At 39.2% G+C, this 21,667-nt stretch carries 22 protein-coding genes and 1 riboswitch; of the genes, 9 read left to right on the top strand and 13 right to left on the bottom strand.

The features are described 5' to 3' along the window. Positions 1–365: 365 nt before the first annotated feature. Entirely contained in the window at positions 366–1,127 is a 762-nt protein-coding gene (gene yunB, locus AC1Q59_RS10000; protein WP_492365668.1) for a sporulation protein YunB, read from the top strand. A 147-nt stretch (positions 1,128–1,274) separates the two neighbouring features. On the opposite strand, the gene AC1Q59_RS09995 is transcribed toward yunB, so the two are convergent. The 6 genes from AC1Q59_RS09995 to AC1Q59_RS09970 all read right to left on the bottom strand — a co-directional run bounded on the left by AC1Q59_RS09995 (position 1,275) and on the right by AC1Q59_RS09970 (position 6,627). Next, positions 1,275–3,119, bottom strand: a complete 1,845-nt coding sequence (locus AC1Q59_RS09995) for a M6 family metalloprotease domain-containing protein (protein WP_492365667.1) — start codon at positions 3,117–3,119, stop codon at positions 1,275–1,277. A 325-nt stretch (positions 3,120–3,444) separates the two neighbouring features. Further along, positions 3,445–4,077: a hypothetical protein gene (locus tag AC1Q59_RS09990; protein ID WP_492365666.1), complete on the bottom strand. Its 633-nt coding sequence runs from the start codon at positions 4,075–4,077 to the stop codon at positions 3,445–3,447. A 27-nt stretch (positions 4,078–4,104) separates the two neighbouring features. Continuing rightward, a complete protein-coding gene (locus tag AC1Q59_RS09985; RefSeq protein WP_492365665.1) occupies positions 4,105–4,812 on the bottom strand; it encodes a nuclease-related domain-containing protein in 708 nt (235 codons plus the stop codon). A gap of 79 nt (positions 4,813–4,891) precedes the next feature. Further along, a riboswitch (cyclic di-GMP riboswitch) is annotated at positions 4,892–4,983 on the bottom strand. After that, the gene (locus tag AC1Q59_RS09980; RefSeq protein ID WP_492365664.1) at positions 4,984–5,364 is read right to left on the bottom strand and encodes a hypothetical protein; all 381 of its coding nucleotides are present in this window, start codon (positions 5,362–5,364) and stop codon (positions 4,984–4,986) included. A 112-nt stretch (positions 5,365–5,476) separates the two neighbouring features. After that, on the bottom strand, positions 5,477–6,160 hold the full coding sequence (locus AC1Q59_RS09975; protein ID WP_492365663.1) for a Crp/Fnr family transcriptional regulator: 684 nt from the start codon (positions 6,158–6,160) through the stop codon (positions 5,477–5,479). Positions 6,161–6,297: 137 nt separating this feature from the next. Continuing rightward, on the bottom strand, positions 6,298–6,627 hold the full coding sequence (locus AC1Q59_RS09970) for a DUF3307 domain-containing protein (RefSeq protein ID WP_492365662.1): 330 nt from the start codon (positions 6,625–6,627) through the stop codon (positions 6,298–6,300). Positions 6,628–6,748: 121 nt separating this feature from the next. Between AC1Q59_RS09970 and AC1Q59_RS09965 the strand changes: the two genes are divergently transcribed. From AC1Q59_RS09965 to AC1Q59_RS09955, 3 genes are all read left to right on the top strand, one after another. Next, complete coding sequence (locus AC1Q59_RS09965) at positions 6,749–8,059, top strand: adenylate/guanylate cyclase domain-containing protein (protein WP_492365661.1); 1,311 nt, start codon at positions 6,749–6,751, stop codon at positions 8,057–8,059. A 179-nt stretch (positions 8,060–8,238) separates the two neighbouring features. Next, a complete protein-coding gene (locus tag AC1Q59_RS09960; protein WP_492365660.1) occupies positions 8,239–9,195 on the top strand; it encodes a calcium/sodium antiporter in 957 nt (318 codons plus the stop codon). An 89-nt stretch (positions 9,196–9,284) separates the two neighbouring features. Further along, a complete protein-coding gene (locus AC1Q59_RS09955; protein WP_492365659.1) occupies positions 9,285–9,740 on the top strand; it encodes an SRPBCC family protein in 456 nt (151 codons plus the stop codon). A 22-nt stretch (positions 9,741–9,762) separates the two neighbouring features. Here AC1Q59_RS09955 and AC1Q59_RS09950 read toward each other — a convergent pair whose 3' ends face one another. Continuing rightward, positions 9,763–10,278 carry a ribonuclease H-like YkuK family protein gene (locus AC1Q59_RS09950; protein ID WP_492365742.1) on the bottom strand — a complete coding sequence of 172 codons (516 nt, stop codon included), beginning with the start codon at positions 10,276–10,278 and terminating at the stop codon, positions 9,763–9,765. 268 nt (positions 10,279–10,546) lie between these two features. On the opposite strand from AC1Q59_RS09950, the gene AC1Q59_RS09945 reads away from it, so the two are divergent. From AC1Q59_RS09945 to AC1Q59_RS09925, 5 genes are all read left to right on the top strand, one after another. Further along, positions 10,547–11,275 (top strand): DsbA family oxidoreductase, encoded by a 729-nt coding sequence (locus tag AC1Q59_RS09945; protein WP_492365658.1) that lies wholly within the window; start codon positions 10,547–10,549, stop codon positions 11,273–11,275. A gap of 255 nt (positions 11,276–11,530) precedes the next feature. After that, on the top strand, positions 11,531–12,055 hold the full coding sequence (locus AC1Q59_RS09940) for a cupredoxin domain-containing protein (protein WP_492365657.1): 525 nt from the start codon (positions 11,531–11,533) through the stop codon (positions 12,053–12,055). Between the two features lie 19 nt (positions 12,056–12,074). Beyond that, entirely contained in the window at positions 12,075–13,550 is a 1,476-nt protein-coding gene (locus tag AC1Q59_RS09935) for a cbb3-type cytochrome c oxidase subunit I (protein ID WP_492365656.1), read from the top strand. Continuing rightward, positions 13,531–14,172 (top strand): SCO family protein, encoded by a 642-nt coding sequence (locus tag AC1Q59_RS09930; protein ID WP_492365655.1) that lies wholly within the window; start codon positions 13,531–13,533, stop codon positions 14,170–14,172. Before AC1Q59_RS09935 ends, AC1Q59_RS09930 begins: the two co-directional genes overlap by 20 nt. Then, positions 14,169–14,729, top strand: coding sequence for a hypothetical protein (locus tag AC1Q59_RS09925; RefSeq protein ID WP_492365654.1), 561 nt, complete (start codon positions 14,169–14,171; stop codon positions 14,727–14,729). The genes AC1Q59_RS09930 and AC1Q59_RS09925 overlap by 4 nt, the downstream gene beginning before the upstream one ends. A 72-nt stretch (positions 14,730–14,801) precedes the next feature. Here the strand turns inward: AC1Q59_RS09925 and AC1Q59_RS09920 are convergent, their stop codons facing one another. The 6 genes from AC1Q59_RS09920 to AC1Q59_RS09895 form a co-directional block, all read right to left on the bottom strand. Further along, entirely contained in the window at positions 14,802–15,797 is a 996-nt protein-coding gene (locus AC1Q59_RS09920) for an ABC transporter ATP-binding protein (RefSeq protein WP_492365653.1), read from the bottom strand. Between the two features lie 12 nt (positions 15,798–15,809). Beyond that, positions 15,810–16,772: an ABC transporter ATP-binding protein gene (locus AC1Q59_RS09915; protein ID WP_492365652.1), complete on the bottom strand. Its 963-nt coding sequence runs from the start codon at positions 16,770–16,772 to the stop codon at positions 15,810–15,812. A gap of 10 nt (positions 16,773–16,782) precedes the next feature. After that, positions 16,783–17,709, bottom strand: coding sequence for an ABC transporter permease (locus AC1Q59_RS09910; protein WP_492365651.1), 927 nt, complete (start codon positions 17,707–17,709; stop codon positions 16,783–16,785). Between the two features lie 17 nt (positions 17,710–17,726). Next, positions 17,727–18,644, bottom strand: coding sequence for an ABC transporter permease (locus tag AC1Q59_RS09905; protein WP_492365650.1), 918 nt, complete (start codon positions 18,642–18,644; stop codon positions 17,727–17,729). 109 nt (positions 18,645–18,753) lie between these two features. Continuing rightward, the gene (locus tag AC1Q59_RS09900) at positions 18,754–20,319 is read right to left on the bottom strand and encodes an ABC transporter substrate-binding protein (protein ID WP_492365649.1); all 1,566 of its coding nucleotides are present in this window, start codon (positions 20,317–20,319) and stop codon (positions 18,754–18,756) included. A gap of 23 nt (positions 20,320–20,342) precedes the next feature. Further along, positions 20,343–21,530, bottom strand: coding sequence for a M20 metallopeptidase family protein (locus tag AC1Q59_RS09895; RefSeq protein WP_492365648.1), 1,188 nt, complete (start codon positions 21,528–21,530; stop codon positions 20,343–20,345). Between the last annotated feature and the right edge of the window lie 137 nt (positions 21,531–21,667).

The following is a 21,667-nucleotide window of genomic DNA, read 5'->3' as shown; positions in this document are numbered from 1 at the left end:
TTTTACTGTGATCCTGCACCGGTTGTCCGAAGATTGCCTGACTTCGGACGGCTTCCCACTTAATTTCACGTCCGCTGTCTGAAGTTGGTGCAGCTTTAGACTTTTCTAATTGTAATCAAGAAACAGTTGTCCGAAGTTCCGGTGACTTCGGACTATTTTTACTTATTACCTATCAGTTTGTCTGAACTTTATTTCAATCAAGCTAGGACTGCTTAATTGTAAAACTCATGCCCTTCTAAAAAGTGACAAAAAGCCTCGTTTTATTTTTAGGATTTGGACATATATTTGTACAAAGCCCGATTCTTTACCACTGGAATTGTTATTTATTCATGCACCAAGAAATTTTCGAAACGGGAGGGTTTTCTGTGTTACGAAGAAGGCGATGGAAGGTGCGGTCCAATAGAGGTCCTCTTCCATTAAAATATGTCGTTTTGATTACCTTTATCATTTTCTCGCTTTTAACTGTAGTCAGCTTAATCATTATTAACAGAAATCTTGAACCGACACTAATGAATATCGCCGAGACCCGGGCACGCCAATTTGCGGCACAGGCCATCAATGATGCTATCGATAAACATATTTCGCAGAATGTGGATATTAATGAGTTAATTGTTAAGCATGAAAATGCGGGTGAACCAAGCTACAGCTTCAATCCGCAAATATACAACAAGGTCATTTCCGATGCACAGAATCGAGTACAAACCTATTTAGATTTAGTAGAAGCTGGGGAAATTGAAAAACTGGAGGATTTTAGGAATGATATCAATATAGATAAAGAAAAAACCAAAGATACCCGCGGTATTGTCTACCATATCCCATTAGGCATGGCGACAAAAATGACATTATTTTCAAACCTCGGACCAGAAATACCTGTCCGCCTGCAAATTCTAGGTGACGTGAAATCCGATGTGGAAGCAAAAATTGCGGAGTCAGGCATAAATAACACTTTTCTCGAAGTCTATATTAATGTGAAAGTTCATATGACAGTCATTATCCCGCTCATTGAAAAGCCTATTGAAGTCGCCAACCAAGTCAGAATAGGCGACCTTTTCCACCCTGGCAAAGTCCCGCAATACTATAACGGCACCGGGACAGGCAACCCAGTCGTCATCCCTCCACCACAATAACGCGTTAACCAACTGGGGGCCTGTCCCCCACCAAACTAACGCATTAACGCATTGGGGGTCAGGCCCCCTACCTATTAACGTGTTAACGCATTGAGGGTCAGGCCCCCATCGCGTTAAAGCGAGGGGGGCCTGACCCCTTTTTATGGTTTATTTTGTTTGGCCTTCGTTGGATGCATAGTAGAATTTTGCAGTGATAGAACCGTCTTTATTTTCGACGATGTCTGTGACATGGATGCCTGAATCAGCTGGTGTTGTGCTGTTGCCCTTCCAGAAGTAGTAGGATCCTGTGTGTACATTTCCAGACACTGGTGTGATTTCACTGCCAGTCTTAAAGAAGTCGCCAGCATCGCCGCGGTTTTTGTTCTTTTCCAAATCATATTTTCCATCAGCCTGAAGGACTGACAGGCCATAGTGAGTAACAACTGTACCGTCTGCAGCTGTTTCCGATTGATTGTATTGGAAACGTTTATTCATCCAGTTTTCAACATTGTTTGGACGGAAGCCTGCTGTCTGGTATAGGCTGATTATATTTTCATCCACATGCCAAGCCACTAACCCATGGGCATCTTTCCCTTGGCGGATCATCCCTTTATTAAAGCCGTCCTGCTGAAGATTTTCAAAAAGGAAGTATTCTGTTCCATTGGAGCCTGGAACCTCCATTTTGACAATGCCATTATCCGCATTCGCTTTATTAACAGCTGGTAAAGTAATTTCCTTAACTCCATCCTCAGGCTTTACTACGATTGGATCTGCCCAGCCAAGAAATACTTTTGAGAATGGATCAAAATGTGTTGGCGAGTTCCCTGAATAGGCCGCAGCATCTGGGTAGCGCATCCATGAACCTCCAGCCATCATTGAATAGTTGCCGACACCTTCAGAGCTGTAAACCGTATCATAGAAATCAGGCAATCCTAGTGCATGTCCAAATTCATGTGCATACACACCGGTTTGTGCCGGGAATGGACCGGTCTCTTTGGCAGGATCATACGAATCTGTTGCTGGATCATAGCCGGCTACGTTTCCGCCGATGGCAGGCTGAACGTTATAGTTATTTACAATAACGCCATCATAGGTCATGTCTTCAGCAACTGTTTTATTAACCCAATCCTCTTCGCTCATACCCGCATGGGCATCTGCTGGTATACCCGTTTCATAGTATTTGCCATAATATAAAGCACTTAACAGATTCCATTTATGTGACCAAATTTGTGCTGGGTCTCTGCTGAACTCAGCTCCAGTTGCTTCGTGAACAATGAATACGTTTGGCACTTCGCCGTTTTCCGCATATTTAGAGAAGTCAACTTGATCATCGGCAGCTTTTAATACGTCACGGACAAATTCACCCATGTGTGCATCGCCATTGACGTTGCCGATCTCATACTTGCCATTTTCCGCATATGTTCCTTCCTGATCAAGATAATAGGAAGCGCCCTTCGGCAGTTCTACCCAGGTAAATTCCGTATTTTCCTTACGTACTAGATTGGTTTTTCCATTACTGGACTCTTTATACACATTCTGCATGGTCCGGTCAGTCGGAGCATTTTCGCCATTATATTGTGCGTATTGTTTAAACTGTTCCAGTTCATATGGATTATATTCTGTTCCAAAAATTAAATCCTCATAATAATGGGCTGGAACTTGTCCAGGCATATCACCTATTGGTTCATCACCATCTTTATATTTTGCTAGTATAACAAGTACAGGAATATCCCCTTCCGCCTTCCTATAGGCTACATGGCTATCCCCTGCCTGCTGAAACTTTTTCCCTTGATTAGCTATCCTCTCAGCAGGATCAGCTTTTGATAAATCAATGCCTAGCCTTTTCGCCTGTTCAGCAAGCTCCGGGGAAGCACCCACATGATGAGCCAGGCTTAGCTGGTATGTATTTTTTTCCTTCACTGGGGCATCTGCACTGATTGATGACCCTCCTGCAAAAATCGTACTTCCTACTAATGCTAATGATAGAGCAGAGCTAGATAGAACCTTTAACAAATACCTCACTCCTTCAAAATTCTGTTATATTTTCAATAATATAGATTTTTCACCCTATTCTGAATAGTGTAAAGGAACCTATTCTAGAAAAATATTCTATGAATATTTGATTATATTTTTTATAAACACCTATAAAAAATATATCCTTTTTCCTACAACCGCTAATTTTCCAAGTACATAGTATAATAAAAAAGCGAGGGAAATCCCCCGCTCCTATCGTATTTGGCTTATGATTTACGAACTAAGATAGATTCCCTCCAAATAAATGAGTCAAACTTTAGTCAAGCCAGCAGGAATGGAACCCATGTCTGATAGGAACAATCCCCTATTTCAATGAAATTGTAAATTCTTCATCACTGCCTGGCGTTGGAAGCCGCCCGTCATGCTGATTTACTAGCAAGATATTACTAATTACCAGATTATTTGGTGTGCCTGCTGCATTTGCAAACTTAAAGGAGTAGATTTTTTCTTGTCCCGCACCGATTTTCTCCATATGCGGAAATTCAGCCTTGAATCTGCCTTCGCTCGTTTCAAGCGTTGCTATTCCTGCTCTTCCCCAGCCAAAAGCCACATCAAATTCCTCATTCTTATTTTCCACTCTCATTTCTAAAGAGTATCCATCACTATGTTTTTCTAGAGAGAAGTTTGAAAAAATAAGATTGCTAGTGACGTAAGGTTCAACAGATGAAACGTCCAGAATGTTGGATGATGAAGCGCTTTTTTCAGCCGGGGCTTCTTTAACAACTTCTGGTTCTGAATCTGTCTTTTGTACTTGTACAAGTTCGTTTTTCACTTCTTCTTTAATCTCATTTTTTAAATCATCTTTCATTTCTTGTTCAAGCTCTGCTTTTACTTCCTGGCGAATCTCTTCTTCTGTTTTTGCCGTTACTTCTCCCTTAGAGCATCCCGCAAGCAATCCTAGCAGCATTAAACTTCCTAATACTAATTTTAATTTCATTTTTACAAATCTCCTTTTTTGTCAAAGTTACCTTTTAATCAATGCTTTCGCTTTATTTAACACTTCATGGTTTATTTTTCTTTTTGAGCTATGCGTGGTTAAATACGTTTGCAATTCATTTGATGATGTAAAAACATTAGTTCGTTCTGATGTTACATTTACATTGGCTTGAGGATTCGAGAAATAGACGGCCCCCTCAATCCAAAGATTTATCCCGTTTTGCTTAAAATAGCTGGATAAAATATGTACTTGTCTTCTTACTTGCTTAACAGGGTTTCTCATTTCCTTTGTGTATTCTCCGCCTTTTCTTCCCACTTTGTGCTGAATCCAGGAGTGATCCTCATCTCTTCCTTGGATGGTGCCGTTATGATTTTTTACCTCAACGACAAAGACGCCATTTTCACCCACAATCACATGATCAAGCTCGGCCATTCCTTCATTTGTTGAAAGCTGAACAGAACTAAACACCTCATAACCTTTGGGAAGTTCTCTCAGAATACTAGAAGTTCGCTCTTCCCCTTTAATTCCAGCACTTAGAACGGAGTATTTTTTCCAAAAGAATATAGCAGCCCAAAATAGCATGACCGGAAAAAGATGAAAAATCCCTTTAAAGTAAAATCCCTGTATAAAAGCCACAAAGTATACAATTGGTGCAATCGCTAATAAAATAGAAATTAATAAATAGTTGTTCGCCTTCGTTTTTAGTGCGTTTTTCCCTTTATGGATGGTTGCCATAAAATATCATCCCTTTTTGCTAAAATAAAAAGACTGCTTGCATAGGCAGCCAAGCAGTCAGATAACAATACAATACTGTATCGGTAACCCGACGATCATCGTTCTGTCTCACAGAACATTAGACTCGTGGCTTTGCGTCCCGCCCTTTCGGATGGTTTGCCATTTACTCTATTAAAATTGGTGATGGTCATTAAATGAGTGATCAAACCCTTGATCATGACCATGATAGTAATGATCAATAATGGGATCCAAACCTACATTTTGAAATGGATCCATTGATTGATCCATCATTTGCTGAAGATTCATTTGGTCAATTAGCTGGTTTTGCAAAGCGAAATCCTGCATTTGCTGTAAATCCATTTGCTGCATTTGATCGATCATATCTTGATTTAGCTGCTGCTCGAGTTCGAGCTGCTGAAGAAACGCAATACTTGCCGTTCCGCCAACACCTGCAGCAGCTAAACTTGCTCGACGGGATAATGTGTTTTTTCTTTTAGCTCTTTTAATAATAAAAATAATAGTACCGAAAATAATGATTGGCAGTAAGTCCATTATAAATCTCCCCCTAAACGTTCTTTGTTTGTTAATTTTATTATCACTTAGGGGCCTATTATTTTCTGTAATCCAAACTACAAAATTATACTTTTTTTGAAAAATAGATTAATTAATCTTCAATAATACCCTCTTCAAAATTAGCCATGTCCTTAATAAGAATTTTCTTATTCTGCAAAGTAATCCATTCTTCTTGCTGTAATTCGGCCATGATTTTTGAAACAGTCTCCCGAACAGCCCCAATTAAATCGGCCATTTGCTGATGGGTTAATTTATAATTGATTAATAGTCCGTCTTCTGTATGTATTCCATAATCCTTCGCCAGTTGAACAATTAGTTTATAGACTCGTGTTCGCACATCAAAAAATGTTAAATGCTGAATTTTATCATTTGCTCGCCTTAACTTTTCCATTGTTAGACTCAACAACTTAATTAACAGTTGCGGGTTTCGCATTAACAATGACTTCCATTCATTTTCCTTTAAGATAAATAATGTCGTATTTTCCAGAGCAACAGCAGCCGCTGATCTGCTATTATTCGGATCTAGCATTGCCATTTCCCCAAAGTAATCCCCATTATTTAGTAAGGAAAGAATCGATTCCTTTCCATTCGTTATTCGATAGATTTTTACTCTTCCTTGTTTGATTAGATAGAATTCTGTCCCTACATCTCCTTCAAGAAAAATATGGCCTCCCTTTTTTATATTTTTTTCGATAAAAAGAGATCCTAGTAATTCATATTCTTTTTCATTCAACCCCGCAAAAAAAGGGACATTTAACATAAATTGAGCATCCATTTTTTCCATTTCTCCCATAACAATAGTATTATCTTACTATTATATAGTTAAAATGAACTATGAACCACACCTCTGCTGATTTCCTCCCAAGCAAATACAAAACGAACGAATATTTTTTTCATCCGTTCGTTCCAAGTTCAGTTACTATAAATAAATAGAAGAATTTGCCCGAAATGAAGCAATTGATCGATCATTAGCCCTTTCCCCAGTGGATTAAGCTTTTTAAAAATCCCCACTGGTTTTGCTTTTAAATAGTCAACAGCCGCATGTACAAAGAATAGCCACGCCAGATCCATTCCATCTATAGCAAATCCTAGCAGATACCCCGCTGTTGCTATACAGCCTGTCCAAATTCCAGCATGAACGGACAGCAAATACAAATTCTTCCCCTTTGTTTTTGATAAAAATTCCCCCTGCAGCGGAAAGTCTCCTATTAGATGCGCAAATATAAGAATGATGAAGGTCAAACAACCACCTCATTGTTTATGGAACTAATAGATTTAATTATGTATGATAAATATAGGTTTTTTCTGTAATCTGGGTTACAAAAACATCAGAAATATTTTATCTATTAGGCAGGGAGCATGAATGACAGATAACGAATTATTAAAGGCAGCAAAGAAATTACGTTTTCCTAAACAGCTTGAAAAGGAATTTATTGATCGATATGACACCAAAACAGTGAGTTATGGGAAATGGGTGATCCCTATGGCATTTATCGCAACTCTTTCTCTGCCATTAATTGATGTCCTTTCTTTTGAAAGCAGTCTGCAAATGGTTCTTTTAATAAGATTTCTATCCTTTGCAATGTTCCCAATCTCGTATCTATTAAACAGTTCGCCAAGGTTTTCTAGATACTCACAAATATACAATTCAATGAATATTATTATAGTTAGCACGGGGTTTTATATTATTTTAGCCATAAGCCCTCCTGGAAGTTTTGCCTATAATCACTATTACATAGGTACATTCTTACTAATAGCAGTTACTTACACCACAGCAAGACTTCGCTTTTTTTATGCTAATATAGTTGTTTTCATTATTTTTACTTCTTATATATATGTAATGATTTTTCATCAGCAAGCACTCATTGATCCGAGTACAAAAAATATATTAATCAATGTTTCTATATTCCTTGTGTATTTCATATGTCTTTGCGGTCTGACAGGCTATTTTTTCGAATATTATAGCCGCAGGGAGTTCGTCCATCTTAAAATGGTTAAGCAGGAAAAGGAAAGATCTAAAGAATTATTATTGAATATCCTGCCCCAGCATATTACGGAAGGATTGCTGAAAGAACAAAGAACAATTACCGAAAGGCATTCAAATGTAACAGTCCTTTTTGCTGACTTAGTAGGCTTTACTCCATTTACCCGAACAATTGAACCCGATAAACTACTCTTTTATTTAAATCAAATCTTTACACATTTTGATGATTTAACAGAACAATATGGCTTAGAAAAAATAAAAACCATTGGCGATTCCTATATGGTTGCATCTGTCGGAGCCCAGCGTGAGAAAGGAATGGATCCGGCCAAAAACGCAGCACGGCTGGCCCTTGATATGCAAAGCTATCTAGCGGAATTAAGCAAAAGCTCAAACATTCCTTTATCTCTAAGGATTGGCATCAACTCCGGCCCAATTATCGCCGGGGTTATCGGAAAGAAGAAATTTACTTATGATCTTTGGGGAGACACCGTAAATATTGCTTCACGGATGGAGTCTGAAGCGATTAATGGGACTATTCAGGTTACAGAATCCACCTACCACTTGCTTGCAGATTCCTTTCAGTTAACGGAAAGAGGAATAATTATGGTTAAAGGGGTTGGGCCTATTAAAACTTATATCCTGCGAGAGGCTAGGGACCTGCCTAAGGGCACTCATGCCTTGTCCAAATGAACCAATACTGAAATAATCTATGATTATTTGTGGGCCTTTTTTTAGTTCTATGTACTATTCCTGCTGCACCCATAGATTGGTATGAATATACTTTTATGGAAGCTCCTGTTTGCAATACAGTATGTCCACTATTTATAATTACTGATATCTCATATACTATTGCGGGGTGCTCCAGGAACATGTCGTTTATCTTATTATTTTTAGGTTTTGGGCTCTTAATCGCAGGGGCAAATTATTTTGTTGAAGGTGCTTCTAAAATTGCAGGATTTCTTCAGATTTCCCCGCTCCTAATCGGACTGACCATCGTCGCCTTTGGAACAAGTTCTCCGGAGGCAACGGTTAGTATCTTAGCCGCATTAAAGGGTAATGCCGATGTGGCTATCGGTAATGTTGTCGGAAGCAATATATTCAACATTACTCTTGTTGTTGGAGTAACGGCGATTATTTTTCCGTTAAAGGTTGAAAATGAAACGCTTAGGAAGGAAATTCCTTTCACGTTGCTTGCAAGTGCTGCTTTGCTGATTTTAATCAGTGACCGGTTTTTGGAGTCTGTCAGCACAAATATTGTTACAAGAAGTGATGGTTTAATCCTTTTATTGATTTTCTCAGTCTTCCTTTACTATCTTTTTGAGGTAGCAAGAAAGAACCGGAATGATACCCAAATACAAAAAACACAAGTTTCATCAGGCATCTGGGCAAAGCACATTATTTATACCGTCTTAGGTCTTGGGGCAATCATTTTTGGCGGGGACTTAGTCGTTGATCATGCAACTGAAATTGCCCTTTCCTTTGGAATGAGCGAGACATTAGTTGGGTTAACGATTGTTGCGGTAGGTACTTCCTTGCCGGAGCTGGTAACATCAATTACGGCTGCCATTAAAAGAGAAAGTGAAATCGCTTTAGGAAATATTGTTGGCAGCAATATCTTTAATATCTTATTTGTTCTTGGTGCAGCGGCTGCCATTTCTCCTCTTGGAGTCGATTCGAAAATTTTTATTGACCTGGCTATCATGATTTTAATCACCTTCCTGCTGCTGATCTTTTCCAGGACCTATTATAAGATTGGAAAATATGAAGGATTGATTCTAGCCTTGGTTTATGTTGGCTATCTCATTTACATCATCATTAGAAATTAAGCTATGGAAGCTCTGTGAATATTCAGCCCCTTATTTGAATAGGTATTCTTGTAGACATCTTTGACACTTTAAAAAAGGGGCGGTAAACCATGCCGAAATACAGTCATCAAGTGGAAGTTAATGTACCTATTCAAACGGTCTGGAAATTTGTCAGCAATATTGACAATTGGGCTCCTCTAGTGCCGGGCTATATTGATCACAGCATCATTAGCGAAAAAGAATCAACCTGGTGCTTTAAGAGCGATATGGGAATTATGAAGAAAAAGATCGAACTGAAAGTAGATATTACCAGCTGGCAGGAGCCTTCTGCAGTTACTTTCAACCTGAAAGGAATCAACGAAAAGTTTACAGGCCACGGCTATTTTAAAGCAAAGCCTTCAGGCTCAAAATCGTTGATGATTGGACATCTCGATATTACTGCTGAAGGAATGATGGCGAAAGTAGCGAATTCCATTTTGACCACCTCCCTTCCCGAGACCACTGCAGAACTGACGGAGGCGGTTTCAGCCAAATTAGAAGAACAATATCATATGAATACAAAATAAAGAACCCCTTCATTGGAGTTCTTTATTTTGTATATTTATTTGCATAACTTGAAGCGACAAAGGCCTCCGGTTTTATTTTTGGCTCAACCCCCATCGATTCCATCCTTGAGACCATTTCCTTTACAAAAGCCCTTGTCTTATTTCTTTTTCCGGCACCAATATCAATATGGCCCTCCATGGTAAATGTCGCTCCTTGGAAAATATATGGAAGAACAATTTCAATCAGCTCATTCTTCTTTTCCATCGTAAAAAGTGCGACAATTTCCTCTGTTAGTGAGGTTTCATAAGAAATTCGTTCATGCAAATGGAGCATTTTCCTTGGAATAACCGTTTTCCTGATACATGCCCATGCACCTTTTCCCTTATTCTGAATGACAATTCCTGTTATGAAAACCGTACGGTCACAATGAACCTGTGAATCTGTTCCGATCATTAGCCGAAAATGTCCGCGAGGATCCCTATTCATAAACTTTATTATTCTAGAAAAAACATCCGCAAACGTTAAATCCCTTTCCCACAAATTTTTAAACCGATACATATCTTGATCAGCATTCACCTGATATCACCACATTATGATTTTGTATGAATCGATCGGCAAAACACCATCCCCAATAGACAAAATAAACAAGTCATCATTTCTTTTTAAAATTGGCTTTGTACTTTATTATATTGACCATGATGGTTCAAGTTGTTATTTTTTTTGATTTTTTTACTGTTGGAAGCATTCCCTTAAGGCACGAGCATCTTTGAATGATTTTGGGATTGGTTATGCTACTATGGAAGAAATAATATGAAAGAGGTGCGATATGAAGATTGAAGTTTGGTCAGATTTTGTTTGTCCTTTTTGTTATATTGGCAAGCGCCGATTAGAATTAGCATTAGAGCAGTTTCCATATAGAGACCAAGTAGAAGTTGAATTCAAAAGCTTTGAGCTAGATCCGAATTCTCCTAAATATGATGGCAGAAGTATTCACGAAGCCCTGGCTGCCAAATACGGCATGAGTGTTGAACAGGCAAAACAGTCAAATGAGGGACTTGGCAGACAGGCTGCAACAGTCGGATTAACTTTTAATTTTGATGATATGAAGCCTGGAAACACGTTTGATGCCCATCGCTTAGCAAAACTGGGAAAGGCTCAGGGCAAAGAAGCGGTTTTAACTGAAAAACTGCTGCACGCCTATTTTACAGAGTCAAAAAATATTGGTGATCATGAGACACTTGCAGATCTAGCGGAATCAGCGGGAATCGACCGCAATGAAGCCTTAAAGGTTCTTGAGGATTCCTCACAATACGGAAATGATGTTCGAATTGATGAAGCACTTGCCCAGCAATACGGTATAAGCGGAGTACCATTCTTTATTATTAATTCAAAATACGCCATTTCCGGAGCCCAGCCATTAGAAACATTTTCAAACGCCTTAAATAAGGTATGGGAGGAAGAATCTGCGGCGTCTCCAAAATTCCAGGACCTATCCTCAGAACAGGGTGCTTCCTGCACAGATGATTCTTGCATCATCCCTGAAAAGAAAAATTAAATATCCATTTTCATACCCCAAACGCAGGAGAAACCTGCGTTTTTTTATTTGCCTATTAGCCCCTCAATAGTTCCTTCTGCTCAATTTTTAATATTCTCATGTTGAAAACTAAAATAAATCAAACATGAATATTTTGTGACCCGTGTCACGTAAAACTGTGTCTGATTTTTGTAACCTATATATGAATCACGGTTAGTCAATGCATTGGTCTATTAATTCATAAAAAGTTTAATTTTTTGCATGGGAGGTTTTAAAATGATTCAAACAGTTGCTTGGGTAGTCAGTTTGATCTTCATGGTTTTAATCGCTCTAGTTTTTGCTGTTGTCGCTTTCAAATCAAAAGAAAGAAGAGAGTATGAACCAATTAAAAAGAAATGGTATAAGGCTCGAACCGTTTATGGAACAGCGCTGGTAATCGTTTTGTTAACGCTTACTATTTACACACTTCGAGACCTGCCGTATAACCAGCCAGTATATGGCGCAGAAACAGAACCAACAGTCGTTAATGTAGAGGCCATGCAATTTGCATGGAAAATGAGCCAGACAGAATTTAAGGTTGGCGAGCCTGTCGAATTTCATGTTACAAGCATAGATGCAACCCATGGGTTTGGAATTTATGATGAGAACATGACAATGCTTGCCCAGACACAAGCAATGCCAGAATACACAAATAAGGTTTATATCACATTCGATAAACCGGGAACATACGAAATCCTATGTTTGGAGTATTGCGGACTTGCTCACCATTTGATGATTCAAAAAATAGAAGTTACTGAATAACATTGTGGGGGTGTTATCGTTGATTACAGCAAATTCAGATGTGAAATTGAGAAATAAACAAATATCAACTTATTTAGTTATTGGCGGAGTCGTCATCGGGGCAATGATGATATTCGGGATTTTAATGCTTTTGGCTCAAGGCGGGGTTATTGATGTGCCTCCTGCTGCTTTTTACCAGTTCCTAACGATACATGGAACAGGAATGGTTGGCGCCGCAGCACTAGCTGCAGCTGCTGTCATGTGGTACTTCTTATCTAAATATGTTCTATTGTCTCTGAAGGTTTTTAAGTTAAATTTAGTATTATTTTTAATTGGCGTTGTCATGGTTATTATCGGGATCTTTTCATTTAAGTTTGCAGGGGCATGGACGTTCCTTTATCCATTGCCTGCACTATCTGGCCATGCATGGGGTGTGGCAGGTGCATTATTATATCTTGGCGGAATGCTGATTCTCGGGGTTGGATTTTTATTGCTTTATATCGATACCGGCCGTGCGATTATTAAAAAATACGGCAGTCTTGGCAAAGGTTTAGGCTGGGATGTTATTTCCGGCAAAAAGGCTGAAAAAGACGCACCTCCTCCAGCAGTTGTCGCAAGCACTATGGTGACAATCGTCAATACTACTGCTTTAACAGCTGGTGCTACAGTATTAATTATGAATATGATTAATGTCATTAATCCAGCATTTACATTTGATCCATTATTAGCAAAAAACCTAACTTATGCTTTTGGACATATCTTTGCAAACTCTATTATTTACATGGCAGTTATTGCTGTATATGAAATTCTCGCAGAATACACAAACCGCCCATGGAAATCTAATAGGCCATTTTTAATTGCATGGACAATGTCTACTGCCTTTACTTTAGTTATCTACACACACCACCTGCTAATGGACTCTGTTATGCCAAAATGGATGCTAATTATGGGGCAGATCCTATCTTATGCAAACGGGATTCCAGTTCTTGTTATTACAGCTTACGGCGCATTAATGATCGTTTATAAGTCTGGAATTAAGTGGGATATGGCATCAGGACTGATGTATCTTTCTATGTTTGGCTGGGTGGTAGGTGTTGTCCCAGCTATCGTGGATGCTACGATCGTAGTAAACCATGTCATGCATAATACTAAATGGGTTCCAGGCCATTTCCATATGTACATGGGATTAGGCGCATTATCAATGATTTTTGGGTTTATTTATTACTTAGCTAAGGTTGATAAAGGTTTGAGAACTAAAGAAATCGACAATGTTGGACTTGTCTGTTACACACTTGGAATCATTAGCGTAAGCGCAGGATTCCTAATGTCTGGTGCACTCAGCACTCCAAGAAGATGGGCTACCCATTTTCCAGAGTGGATGGCACCTGCTGTATTCGGTGCATTTGGCGGGATTCTAGCCGTTCTTGCCGTAACCATTTTTGTCATCTATTTTATTCGTTATATTATGGCAAGGGGTACGACAGGAAGCGATTTAAATGAAAAGAAATTGGCGTAATCTAACAGCTGCTGTTTTATCGGTCGTATTAGGATGTGTGCTGTTTTATTTTGGCACAGACGGTTTCCGGGCATTTACTGCTGAAAGTGCCCGGACTTATAAATTGCTTCAGAACCAGCCCGAATTTCCTAATGTCACCTTAGAGGACAGTAAAGGACGGGTGTATCCTTTTTCAGACTTTGAAGGTAAGTATGTAATGCTGACCTTTATTTATACAGCTTGTTCTGATATATGCCCTAAAATTGAAACAAATTTAGCAGAAGTATATAAGCAAATACCAAGCAAATATCTTGATAAGGATATCGTTTTTCTTAGTATTAGCTTTGATCCTGACCGTGATGATCCTGCTACACTTGAAAAATATCGATCATATTTTGGCAGTGACGGTGATACGTGGAGAATGGCAAGAATTACAAAAGAAGAAGAATTAAATGGGCTGCTGAACGAATTCGGTGTCACAGTAATTCCTGATGGCGAAGGCGGCTTTACACATAATGCTGCCTTTTATTTAGTAGGGAAAGATGGAAGTTTAAAAGAGGTCATGGATTTCACAAAAATTAGTGAAGCAGCAAGTTCGGTTACAGCACTGCTTGAAAATGAAGCGGAGGTAGTATTAAAATGAAGCAGCCTGGATTTGGCGTCATCATATTAGGTCTACTCATTCTGCCGCCTATCAAAGACTATTTAGAGTCCTATATGCTTCTTCACATGCTTGTCCAGCTTCCATTACTCATTCTTTCAGGATGGCTAATCGGAAAGATCACAGAACATAAATCGATGAATTTTTTAGGTATCTGGAATACCAACGGAGTTCCAGGTATTATCCTTTTTGTCTTTATAACCATGTATTGGATGCTTCCTCGAGCACTAGATGAAGCCGTTACTATCAGCTATATAGAAATCTTTAAATTTGTTAGTCTGCCATTAGCAGGATTTTTTCTTAGAGATAGCTGGGAGAAAATTCAGGCACTTGGAAGAGGGTTTATATTTTTAAACTACTTGTCCATGTTTGGTTTAATGGCATGGCTGTATATTGATTCTCCCATTCAAATATGCAATAACTATTTAGAAACACAGCAAAAAGCTTTAGGATGGGGATTTTTAATCATTACAATTGGAATGGTTTTGTATATTCTGCAGGCTGTTTTTACGGATCATGCAGAGGAAGCAGAAGCATAATACTAAAATTTTGAAGGGCTGCTTGGGAGGTCAAATGATAACTCTCCTAAGCAGCCCTTTTAGATAGTATCTTTATTTATTTATTAACGGATAGTGGCAGGCCGCAAAATGTCCAGGCAGGTGCTCAGTTAGTTCTGGCGCTTTTTGCTTGCAAAGGTCTGTTGCATATGGACATCTTGTATGGAAGTGGCATCCGCTTGGCGGATTGGCTGGGCTTGGCAGATCTCCAGTCAATTTTATATGCTTCTTCTCAAACTCAGGATTTGGCCGCGGAATTGCTGAAAGCAATGCCTCTGTATATGGATGTGTTGTATTTTCAAAAAGAGAATCACGATCGGCAATTTCTACTATTTTCCCAAGATACATAACGGCAATCCGGTCACTAATATGCTTTACTGCAGGCAGTCCATGTGCAATAAATATATAGGTTAAATTATATTTTTTCTGTAAATCTTTTAATAGATTAAGTATTTGCGATTGTATCGAAACATCAAGTGCAGAAACCGGTTCATCGCATACAATTAACTTTGGATTCAGTGCTAGTGCTCTTGCGATTCCAATCCGCTGTCTTTGTCCGCCGCTAAACTCATGCGGATAGCGATTGTAGTGGTGCTCACCGAGACCCACTACCTCAAGAAGTTCAATCACTTTCTGTTTAATTTCTTTTCTAGAAGAATAAACTTTATGAACTTTTAAAGGTTCACCAATTAATTCCCCAACTGTCATCCTTGGGTTTAAGGATGAAAAAGGATCCTGAAAGATGATTTGAAGATCACGGCGAATTTTTCTCGTTTCAGTCTTATTTAATTTGCTTAAATCCTGGTTTTCAAACCAGATTTCACCTTCTGAGGGTTCCAAAAGTCTCAAAATCATTTGCCCAGTCGTTGACTTTCCGCAGCCAGACTCCCCTACAATTCCGAGGGTCTCACCTTGTTTTACATAGAAGTTAAGGCCATCAACTGCACGGACTGTTGTTTGTTCATTTGAAAATAGCCCTTTTTTCGAAACGAAGTGTTTTTTCAGCCCTTTGACTTCAAGAAGTACTTTCTCTTCCGTTTGTACTGACATGCCATAACCTCCTTACGTATTGAAACATCGTCTCTTATGAGAGTCGTTTATGTTCTCTAATGTTGGCTTACTTAATTTACATTGCTCTGTTGCAAGCGGACAGCGGGGATGAAATGCACATCCCTGCGGCATATCCAGAGGGTTTGGCACTGAACCTGGAATCGAATCTAAATATTCCTGCTGAACTTCTAGTTTAGGAATAGATTTGATTAGCCCTTGGGTATATGGATGCTTCGGGTTAGCGAAAATCTCTCCAACGGGTGCTTCTTCAACCACTTCGCCGGCATACATAACCACTACCCGGTCGGCCATTTCGGCTACAACACCTAAATCATGAGTAATAAGAATAACTCCTGTATTAGACTCATCTTTAAGCTCTTTCATTAAGTCTAAGATTTGCGCCTGGATCGTTACATCCAATGCTGTTGTCGGCTCATCAGCAATTAAAAGTTTTGGATTGCAGGATAGAGCCATCGCAATCATAACCCTTTGTCTCATTCCGCCGGAAAGCTGATGAGGGAAATTACTAAATACCTTTTCAGCGTTTGGAATTCCCACGCGGTTCAGCATTTCAATACTTTTTTCCTTTGCCTCACTTTTAGAAAGGTTTTGGTGAACCCGGAAAACCTCACTCATCTGGCTGCCAATGGTAAATACCGGATTTAGCGAGGTCATTGGCTCCTGAAAGATCATTGAAATTTCATTTCCGCGAATTTTACGGATTTGTTTTTTATTCAATTCTAATAAATTCTTGTCTTCAAATAGGATGCTTCCCCCTGTTACTTTACCAGGAGATGCGATTAAACCCAGAATAGATAAGGAGGTCACGCTTTTTCCGCAGCCGGATTCCCCAACTACCGCAACAGTTTCTCCTCTATTTACTGAAAAGCTGATATTCCGCACTGAAGTGACCGTTCCGCCTTCAGTCTGAAATTGAACCTGCAATTCATTGATGTCTAATAAATTTGTCGTCACAAGATCACCCCTACCCCTTCTTTGCTTTCAAACGAGGATCAAGTACGTCACGCAGCCAATCGCCAAGGAAGATAATGCCTAGTACGGTAAGGGTAATAGCTATTCCTGGGAATGTGGCTATCCACCAGCTTGTAGCCAAGTATTCTCTTCCATCACTAAGCATTAATCCCCAAGAAACGTCTGGCGGCTGAATGCCTAATCCTAAAAAGCTTAATGATGCTTCTAAAATAATTGTTGAGGCAACATTGAGTGTCGCGATAACAATAAAGGAAGAAATAACATTTGGAAGAATATAGGTTATAATAATTCTGCTGTCCTTTGCTCCGATTGCTCTAGCCGAGCGAACATAGTCTCTTTCTTTTATACTTAACGTTTCACTTCGCACCATCCTTGCATAGGTGACCCAAGTGATTCCGCCGAGAACTAGAATTAAAGACGTAAGACTTGGCCCCATAATAGCCAAAACAATTAACATAAATAAGATGTTTGGAATAGCCAGGAAGGAATCTACTAATCTCATAATCACAGTATCTACAAATCCGCCATAAAAACCAGAAATCAATCCCATAACCATTCCGATTACACCTGCTAATAATACGGCAGATACCCCTACTAATAAAGAAACCCTTGAACCAACAATAATCCGGCTCAGAATATCTCTTCCAAGGTTATCTGTCCCTAAAATATGACCAGCTACACCGCCATCCATCCAAACTGGAGGCTTTAGTCTGCTCGCTACGTTTGTTGCAGCCGGATCATACGGCGCCAGGAAAGGGGCAAAAATAGCTGCTAAAACAACGAGGACAACAATAATGAAACCGATTGTTCCTGTTTTGCTTTTAAAAAGTGATGAAAAAAACTTTGAAGCTTTTCCCGCTTCCTTTGGTTTTTTAATAGCTTGTTGAGCTATTTTTTCCGTTTGAGTTGGTAAAGACATATTATCCCCCCTATCCCTTAATCATATTTAATTCTTGGATCTAAATAGCGATAAGCCAAGTCAGCAAATAGGTTACTGAAAATAACAAATAGTGCAATAATAAAGGTTGCTGCTTGAACAACAGCCATATCACGTGCGTTTACGGACTGAATGAGAAGCTGTCCCATTCCAGGCCAAGCAAAAACGGTTTCTGTAATAAGTGTTCCGCCTATTAATGTTGAAGTCTGCAGCGCCATAATTGTAACAACTGGAATTAGAGCATTTCTAAATCCATGCTTATTAATGACAATTGCTTCAACTAATCCCTTTGCTCTTGCTGTCCTTATATAGTCTTGTCCAAGGATATCCAGCATGCTGGATCGAATTAATCTTGTCATTTCAGCTGCTATGCCAGTACCTAAGGTTATAGCCGGCAATACCAAATGGGCAAATGTTCCGCGTCCGGAAACTGGCAACATACCTAAAGAAACTGAAAATAATAATATAAGCATGATGCCTAGCCAAAAGTTTGGCATAGCTTTCCCAAGAACAGAACTTCCTGTAATGAATAAATCGAAGAATGAATTTCTGCGAGTAGCGGAAAGAATTCCTAATGGTATGGAGATAATGATTGCAACGATCATTGCTGCGACAGCAAGCTCAAGTGTTGCTGGCAAGCGCTCAAGTATGATTGGCAGGGCAGGTTCTTGATATTTAAAAGAATCTCCAAAATCTCCTTGTACTAAATTCCCTAAGAAGATCCCGTATTGTACAATAAGCGGCTTATCCAATCCCAGCGCCACCCTCATAGCTTCACGTTCTTCCTCTGTTGCATCCATTGGGAGTGCGAGTGAAACAGGGTCACCCGTAACATTTACTAATATAAAAACAATTAAAGTAACAAGGAATAAAACTGGTATAATCTGCAGCAGCTGTTTCACTATAAATTTTTTCATCTTTTCACCTCTTCGTTTTACGTTTTCAAAGCAGCCTCTTTTATGAGGTGATTTTCTGGAAAGAAAAGGCCCCTTAGCAAATTAAGAGACCCTTTCTCCTTAGAACCTATTATTTTACTTTTTCAATTTCATCAACGATATACCACTCATCAATATGCGGTTCGTATGTTAAGTTGTCTTTAATACCAATAAATTGGTCTAATGTGTACAAGTAAATACGCGGACGATCATTTGCTACAATCTCTTGAACCTTTTTATATTGCTCAGCGCGCTCTTCAGGGTTCATATTGTACATAGCATCGTTTAGAAGTTTATCAACCTCTGGATTGTTGTAATCTGTTTCCCCTTTTGTCACCTTAGATTCAACTAAGCCTAATGGATTAGAAGCATCATTTAGAGAATTGGCATAACCAATTAAGTAAATTTCCTTAAATGTTTTGCCTGTGTACAACTCCATGAATTTACTCCACTCAAATGGCTCAAGTGTTGCGTTAATACCAACTTCAGCTAACATTGACTGAATTAATTCAGCTGATTCTTTATCCTTTAGGTAACGGCCATTTGAAACACTTAGTGTGATATCAACGCCATTTTCATACCCAGCTTCTTTTAATAATTTTTTTGCTTTTTCAGGGTCATAAATGTCTTGTCCGAATAATTTTTCGTTACCGCCAGTGGCAATTGGCGTTACACCTGTGCGGGTAATTGTACCTGAGCCGCCATAAAGTGTATCTACGATTAGTTGCTTATCGATAGCAAGCTCCACAGCTTCACGAACAAGAGGATCTGCTGTTGCATTTCCATCAGTCATACGCATAACAAGCTGCATAATACGCTGAGTCGGACCTGAAATTACTTGTGTACCCTCATTATCGTTAATACGATCCCAGTCAGTAGGCGCAATATTTACAGCCATATCGATTCCGCCAGTTAGAAGTTCTGCAACACGGGTAGAATCTTCAGGAATCACGCGGAAAACTACTTTTTCCCACTTCGGATCATATTTATAGTAATTTTCATATTTTGCAAGTGTTAGACGGTCATCTTTCTTCCATTCAACAAATTTATATGGGCCAGCACCGATTGGGTTTTTCAAGAAATGCTCCCAGCCATTTTCTTCGATATATTTTGCTGGAAGAATTCCAGAACCTTGTCTAGAAATACGGTTTAATAGAACTGGGTCTGGACCGTTAGTAATAATTTGGAACTTGTGGTCGTCAATAATCTTTACTTCTTTAATTTGTTTAAAATATTTGTTTTCAAGAAGTGTTTCATCTTTGGCTGCACGCTCTAATGTGAACTTAACGTCATTAGAAGTAACAGGGTCTCCATTATGGAATGTTGCTTTAGGATTTAAAGTAAATTCCCAAGTTAATTCATCAATGTTTTTCCAAGAATCTGCTAGATCTGCAACAAAATTTCCGTCACGATCTTTTTCAAGCAATGAATCGAACATATTCACGTGAATGGCTTGTGTTTGTGTCGCTTGGTGGTTGTGAACGTCAAAGCTAACCATATCAGCGCTTGTTCCAATAGTTAGAACATTATCATTTTCGTTGCCTTTCTTTTCTTTCGAACCATCTGTGCTTGCTTTATCACCGCCGCCACCGCAGCCAGTGATTACCAGCATTAATAGCATAAATACAATAAAGCTGACATTTCTAAACTTTTTCATGGTATTCCCCCCTGTATTTATTTTTATTTATTTAGATAATTCAATGCCAGTTGAACCAATGCAGCGGATCCAAGCGGCAGAATATCATCATTAATATCAAACATTGGATGATGCAGCGGATAAGTTACATCCTTCATGGCACCTAATCGGAAAAATACTCCAGGAACCTCTTTTGTATAGTAAGAGAAATCCTCTCCGCCCATTGATGGCCTCATGTAGTTGAATTTATCATTGCCAACCAATTCAATTGCGGTCTGTTCGAGCAGGTCAACCATCTGATCATCATTGATGACGCTTGGGTAACCCATGTCATAATCAAATTCATATGAAGCCCCAAATGCCTCAGTGATTCCTTTAATGATGCTTTCCATTTTCCCAGGCATTGCTTCACGAACTTCTGGATTTAGCGTTCTAACTGTTCCAATAAATGTTACCTCTGGAGCAATAATATTCGTTGCTGTTCCGCCTGTAATCTTACCAATTGTTAGAACTGCTGGGTCTAACGGATCAATTTGCCGGCTTACTACATGCTGCAATGCCGAAATGACTTCTGCAGCAATGGTAATGGAGTCTACTGTTTGATGAGGTCTTGCGGCATGTCCGCCGACACCAATAATTTTAACCTCAAATGTATCCGCTGCAGCCATCGCCTGATTTCTAACAACTGCTAGTGTTCCGGATTCAATGAGAGGATCAATATGTAATCCTGCAATAGCGTCTACCTTCGGATTTAAAAGTGCACCATCCTCCATCATTGCTGGAGCTCCGCCCAACCCTTCCTCAGCTGGCTGAAAAATGAATTTAACGTTTCCTTTTTCCGGCACAGGCATTTCAGACAGTAGTTTTGCTGCTCCCATCAGCATGCTTGTATGTGAATCATGTCCACAAGCGTGCATTTTGCCAGGAACCTTTGATTTATAATCGACAGTTTTTCGATCTTCAATTGGAAGGGCGTCCATATCAGCTCTCAGAGCAATTGTCGGACCCTCGGTTTTCCCGCGGATTACGCCGACTACTCCAGTTTTCCCGATATTTCTTTCAACTTCGATCCCAAGAGATTCAAGGTGTTCTGCCACAATTTTCGAAGTCCGCACCTCTTCGAATCCTAATTCCGGATGCTGGTGAAAATCGCGTCTCCACGCTTTAATTTGTTCCCTAAGCTGAAAAGCCTTTTCTAGTACTTCTGATTTGGTCAGTGTTTCTGAAGACATCTTAACCCCTCCTTATTATTCTAATAAACTAAAATTACTATAAAGAAATTCAATTCTATCTCTTTTAAATTATCAAAAAACTTTATGTTGTTGTTACTATACCGCATTGAAGTAGGTGCGTCAATTACTTTTTTAAA

It is taken from the genome of Cytobacillus sp. MT66 (genome assembly GCF_058792595.1).
Note: the sequence above shows the minus strand (reverse complement) of the source record. Positions and strands in the feature narration are given on the sequence as shown.

What these genes read in the sequence shown, in the direction of transcription:
- AC1Q59_RS09910 (WP_492365651.1), bottom strand. Translation starts at nt 17,709, where the DNA reads ATGTCTTTACCAACTCAAACGGAAAAAATAGCTCAACAAGCTATTAAA.
- AC1Q59_RS09920 (WP_492365653.1), bottom strand. Translation starts at nt 15,797, where the DNA reads ATGTCAGTACAAACGGAAGAGAAAGTACTTCTTGAAGTCAAAGGGCTG.
- AC1Q59_RS09900 (WP_492365649.1), bottom strand. Translation starts at nt 20,319, where the DNA reads ATGAAAAAGTTTAGAAATGTCAGCTTTATTGTATTTATGCTATTAATG.
- AC1Q59_RS09960 (WP_492365660.1), top strand. Translation starts at nt 8,239, where the DNA reads ATGTCGTTTATCTTATTATTTTTAGGTTTTGGGCTCTTAATCGCAGGG.
- AC1Q59_RS09905 (WP_492365650.1), bottom strand. Translation starts at nt 18,644, where the DNA reads ATGAAAAAATTTATAGTGAAACAGCTGCTGCAGATTATACCAGTTTTA.
- AC1Q59_RS09980 (WP_492365664.1), bottom strand. Translation starts at nt 5,364, where the DNA reads ATGGACTTACTGCCAATCATTATTTTCGGTACTATTATTTTTATTATT.
- AC1Q59_RS09955 (WP_492365659.1), top strand. Translation starts at nt 9,285, where the DNA reads ATGCCGAAATACAGTCATCAAGTGGAAGTTAATGTACCTATTCAAACG.
- AC1Q59_RS09940 (WP_492365657.1), top strand. Translation starts at nt 11,531, where the DNA reads ATGATTCAAACAGTTGCTTGGGTAGTCAGTTTGATCTTCATGGTTTTA.
- AC1Q59_RS09930 (WP_492365655.1), top strand. Translation starts at nt 13,531, where the DNA reads ATGAAAAGAAATTGGCGTAATCTAACAGCTGCTGTTTTATCGGTCGTA.
- AC1Q59_RS09950 (WP_492365742.1), bottom strand. Translation starts at nt 10,278, where the DNA reads ATGTATCGGTTTAAAAATTTGTGGGAAAGGGATTTAACGTTTGCGGAT.
- AC1Q59_RS09895 (WP_492365648.1), bottom strand. Translation starts at nt 21,530, where the DNA reads ATGTCTTCAGAAACACTGACCAAATCAGAAGTACTAGAAAAGGCTTTT.
- AC1Q59_RS09975 (WP_492365663.1), bottom strand. Translation starts at nt 6,160, where the DNA reads ATGGATGCTCAATTTATGTTAAATGTCCCTTTTTTTGCGGGGTTGAAT.
- AC1Q59_RS09925 (WP_492365654.1), top strand. Translation starts at nt 14,169, where the DNA reads ATGAAGCAGCCTGGATTTGGCGTCATCATATTAGGTCTACTCATTCTG.
- AC1Q59_RS09965 (WP_492365661.1), top strand. Translation starts at nt 6,749, where the DNA reads ATGACAGATAACGAATTATTAAAGGCAGCAAAGAAATTACGTTTTCCT.
- AC1Q59_RS09945 (WP_492365658.1), top strand. Translation starts at nt 10,547, where the DNA reads ATGAAGATTGAAGTTTGGTCAGATTTTGTTTGTCCTTTTTGTTATATT.
- AC1Q59_RS09990 (WP_492365666.1), bottom strand. Translation starts at nt 4,077, where the DNA reads ATGAAATTAAAATTAGTATTAGGAAGTTTAATGCTGCTAGGATTGCTT.
- AC1Q59_RS09985 (WP_492365665.1), bottom strand. Translation starts at nt 4,812, where the DNA reads ATGGCAACCATCCATAAAGGGAAAAACGCACTAAAAACGAAGGCGAAC.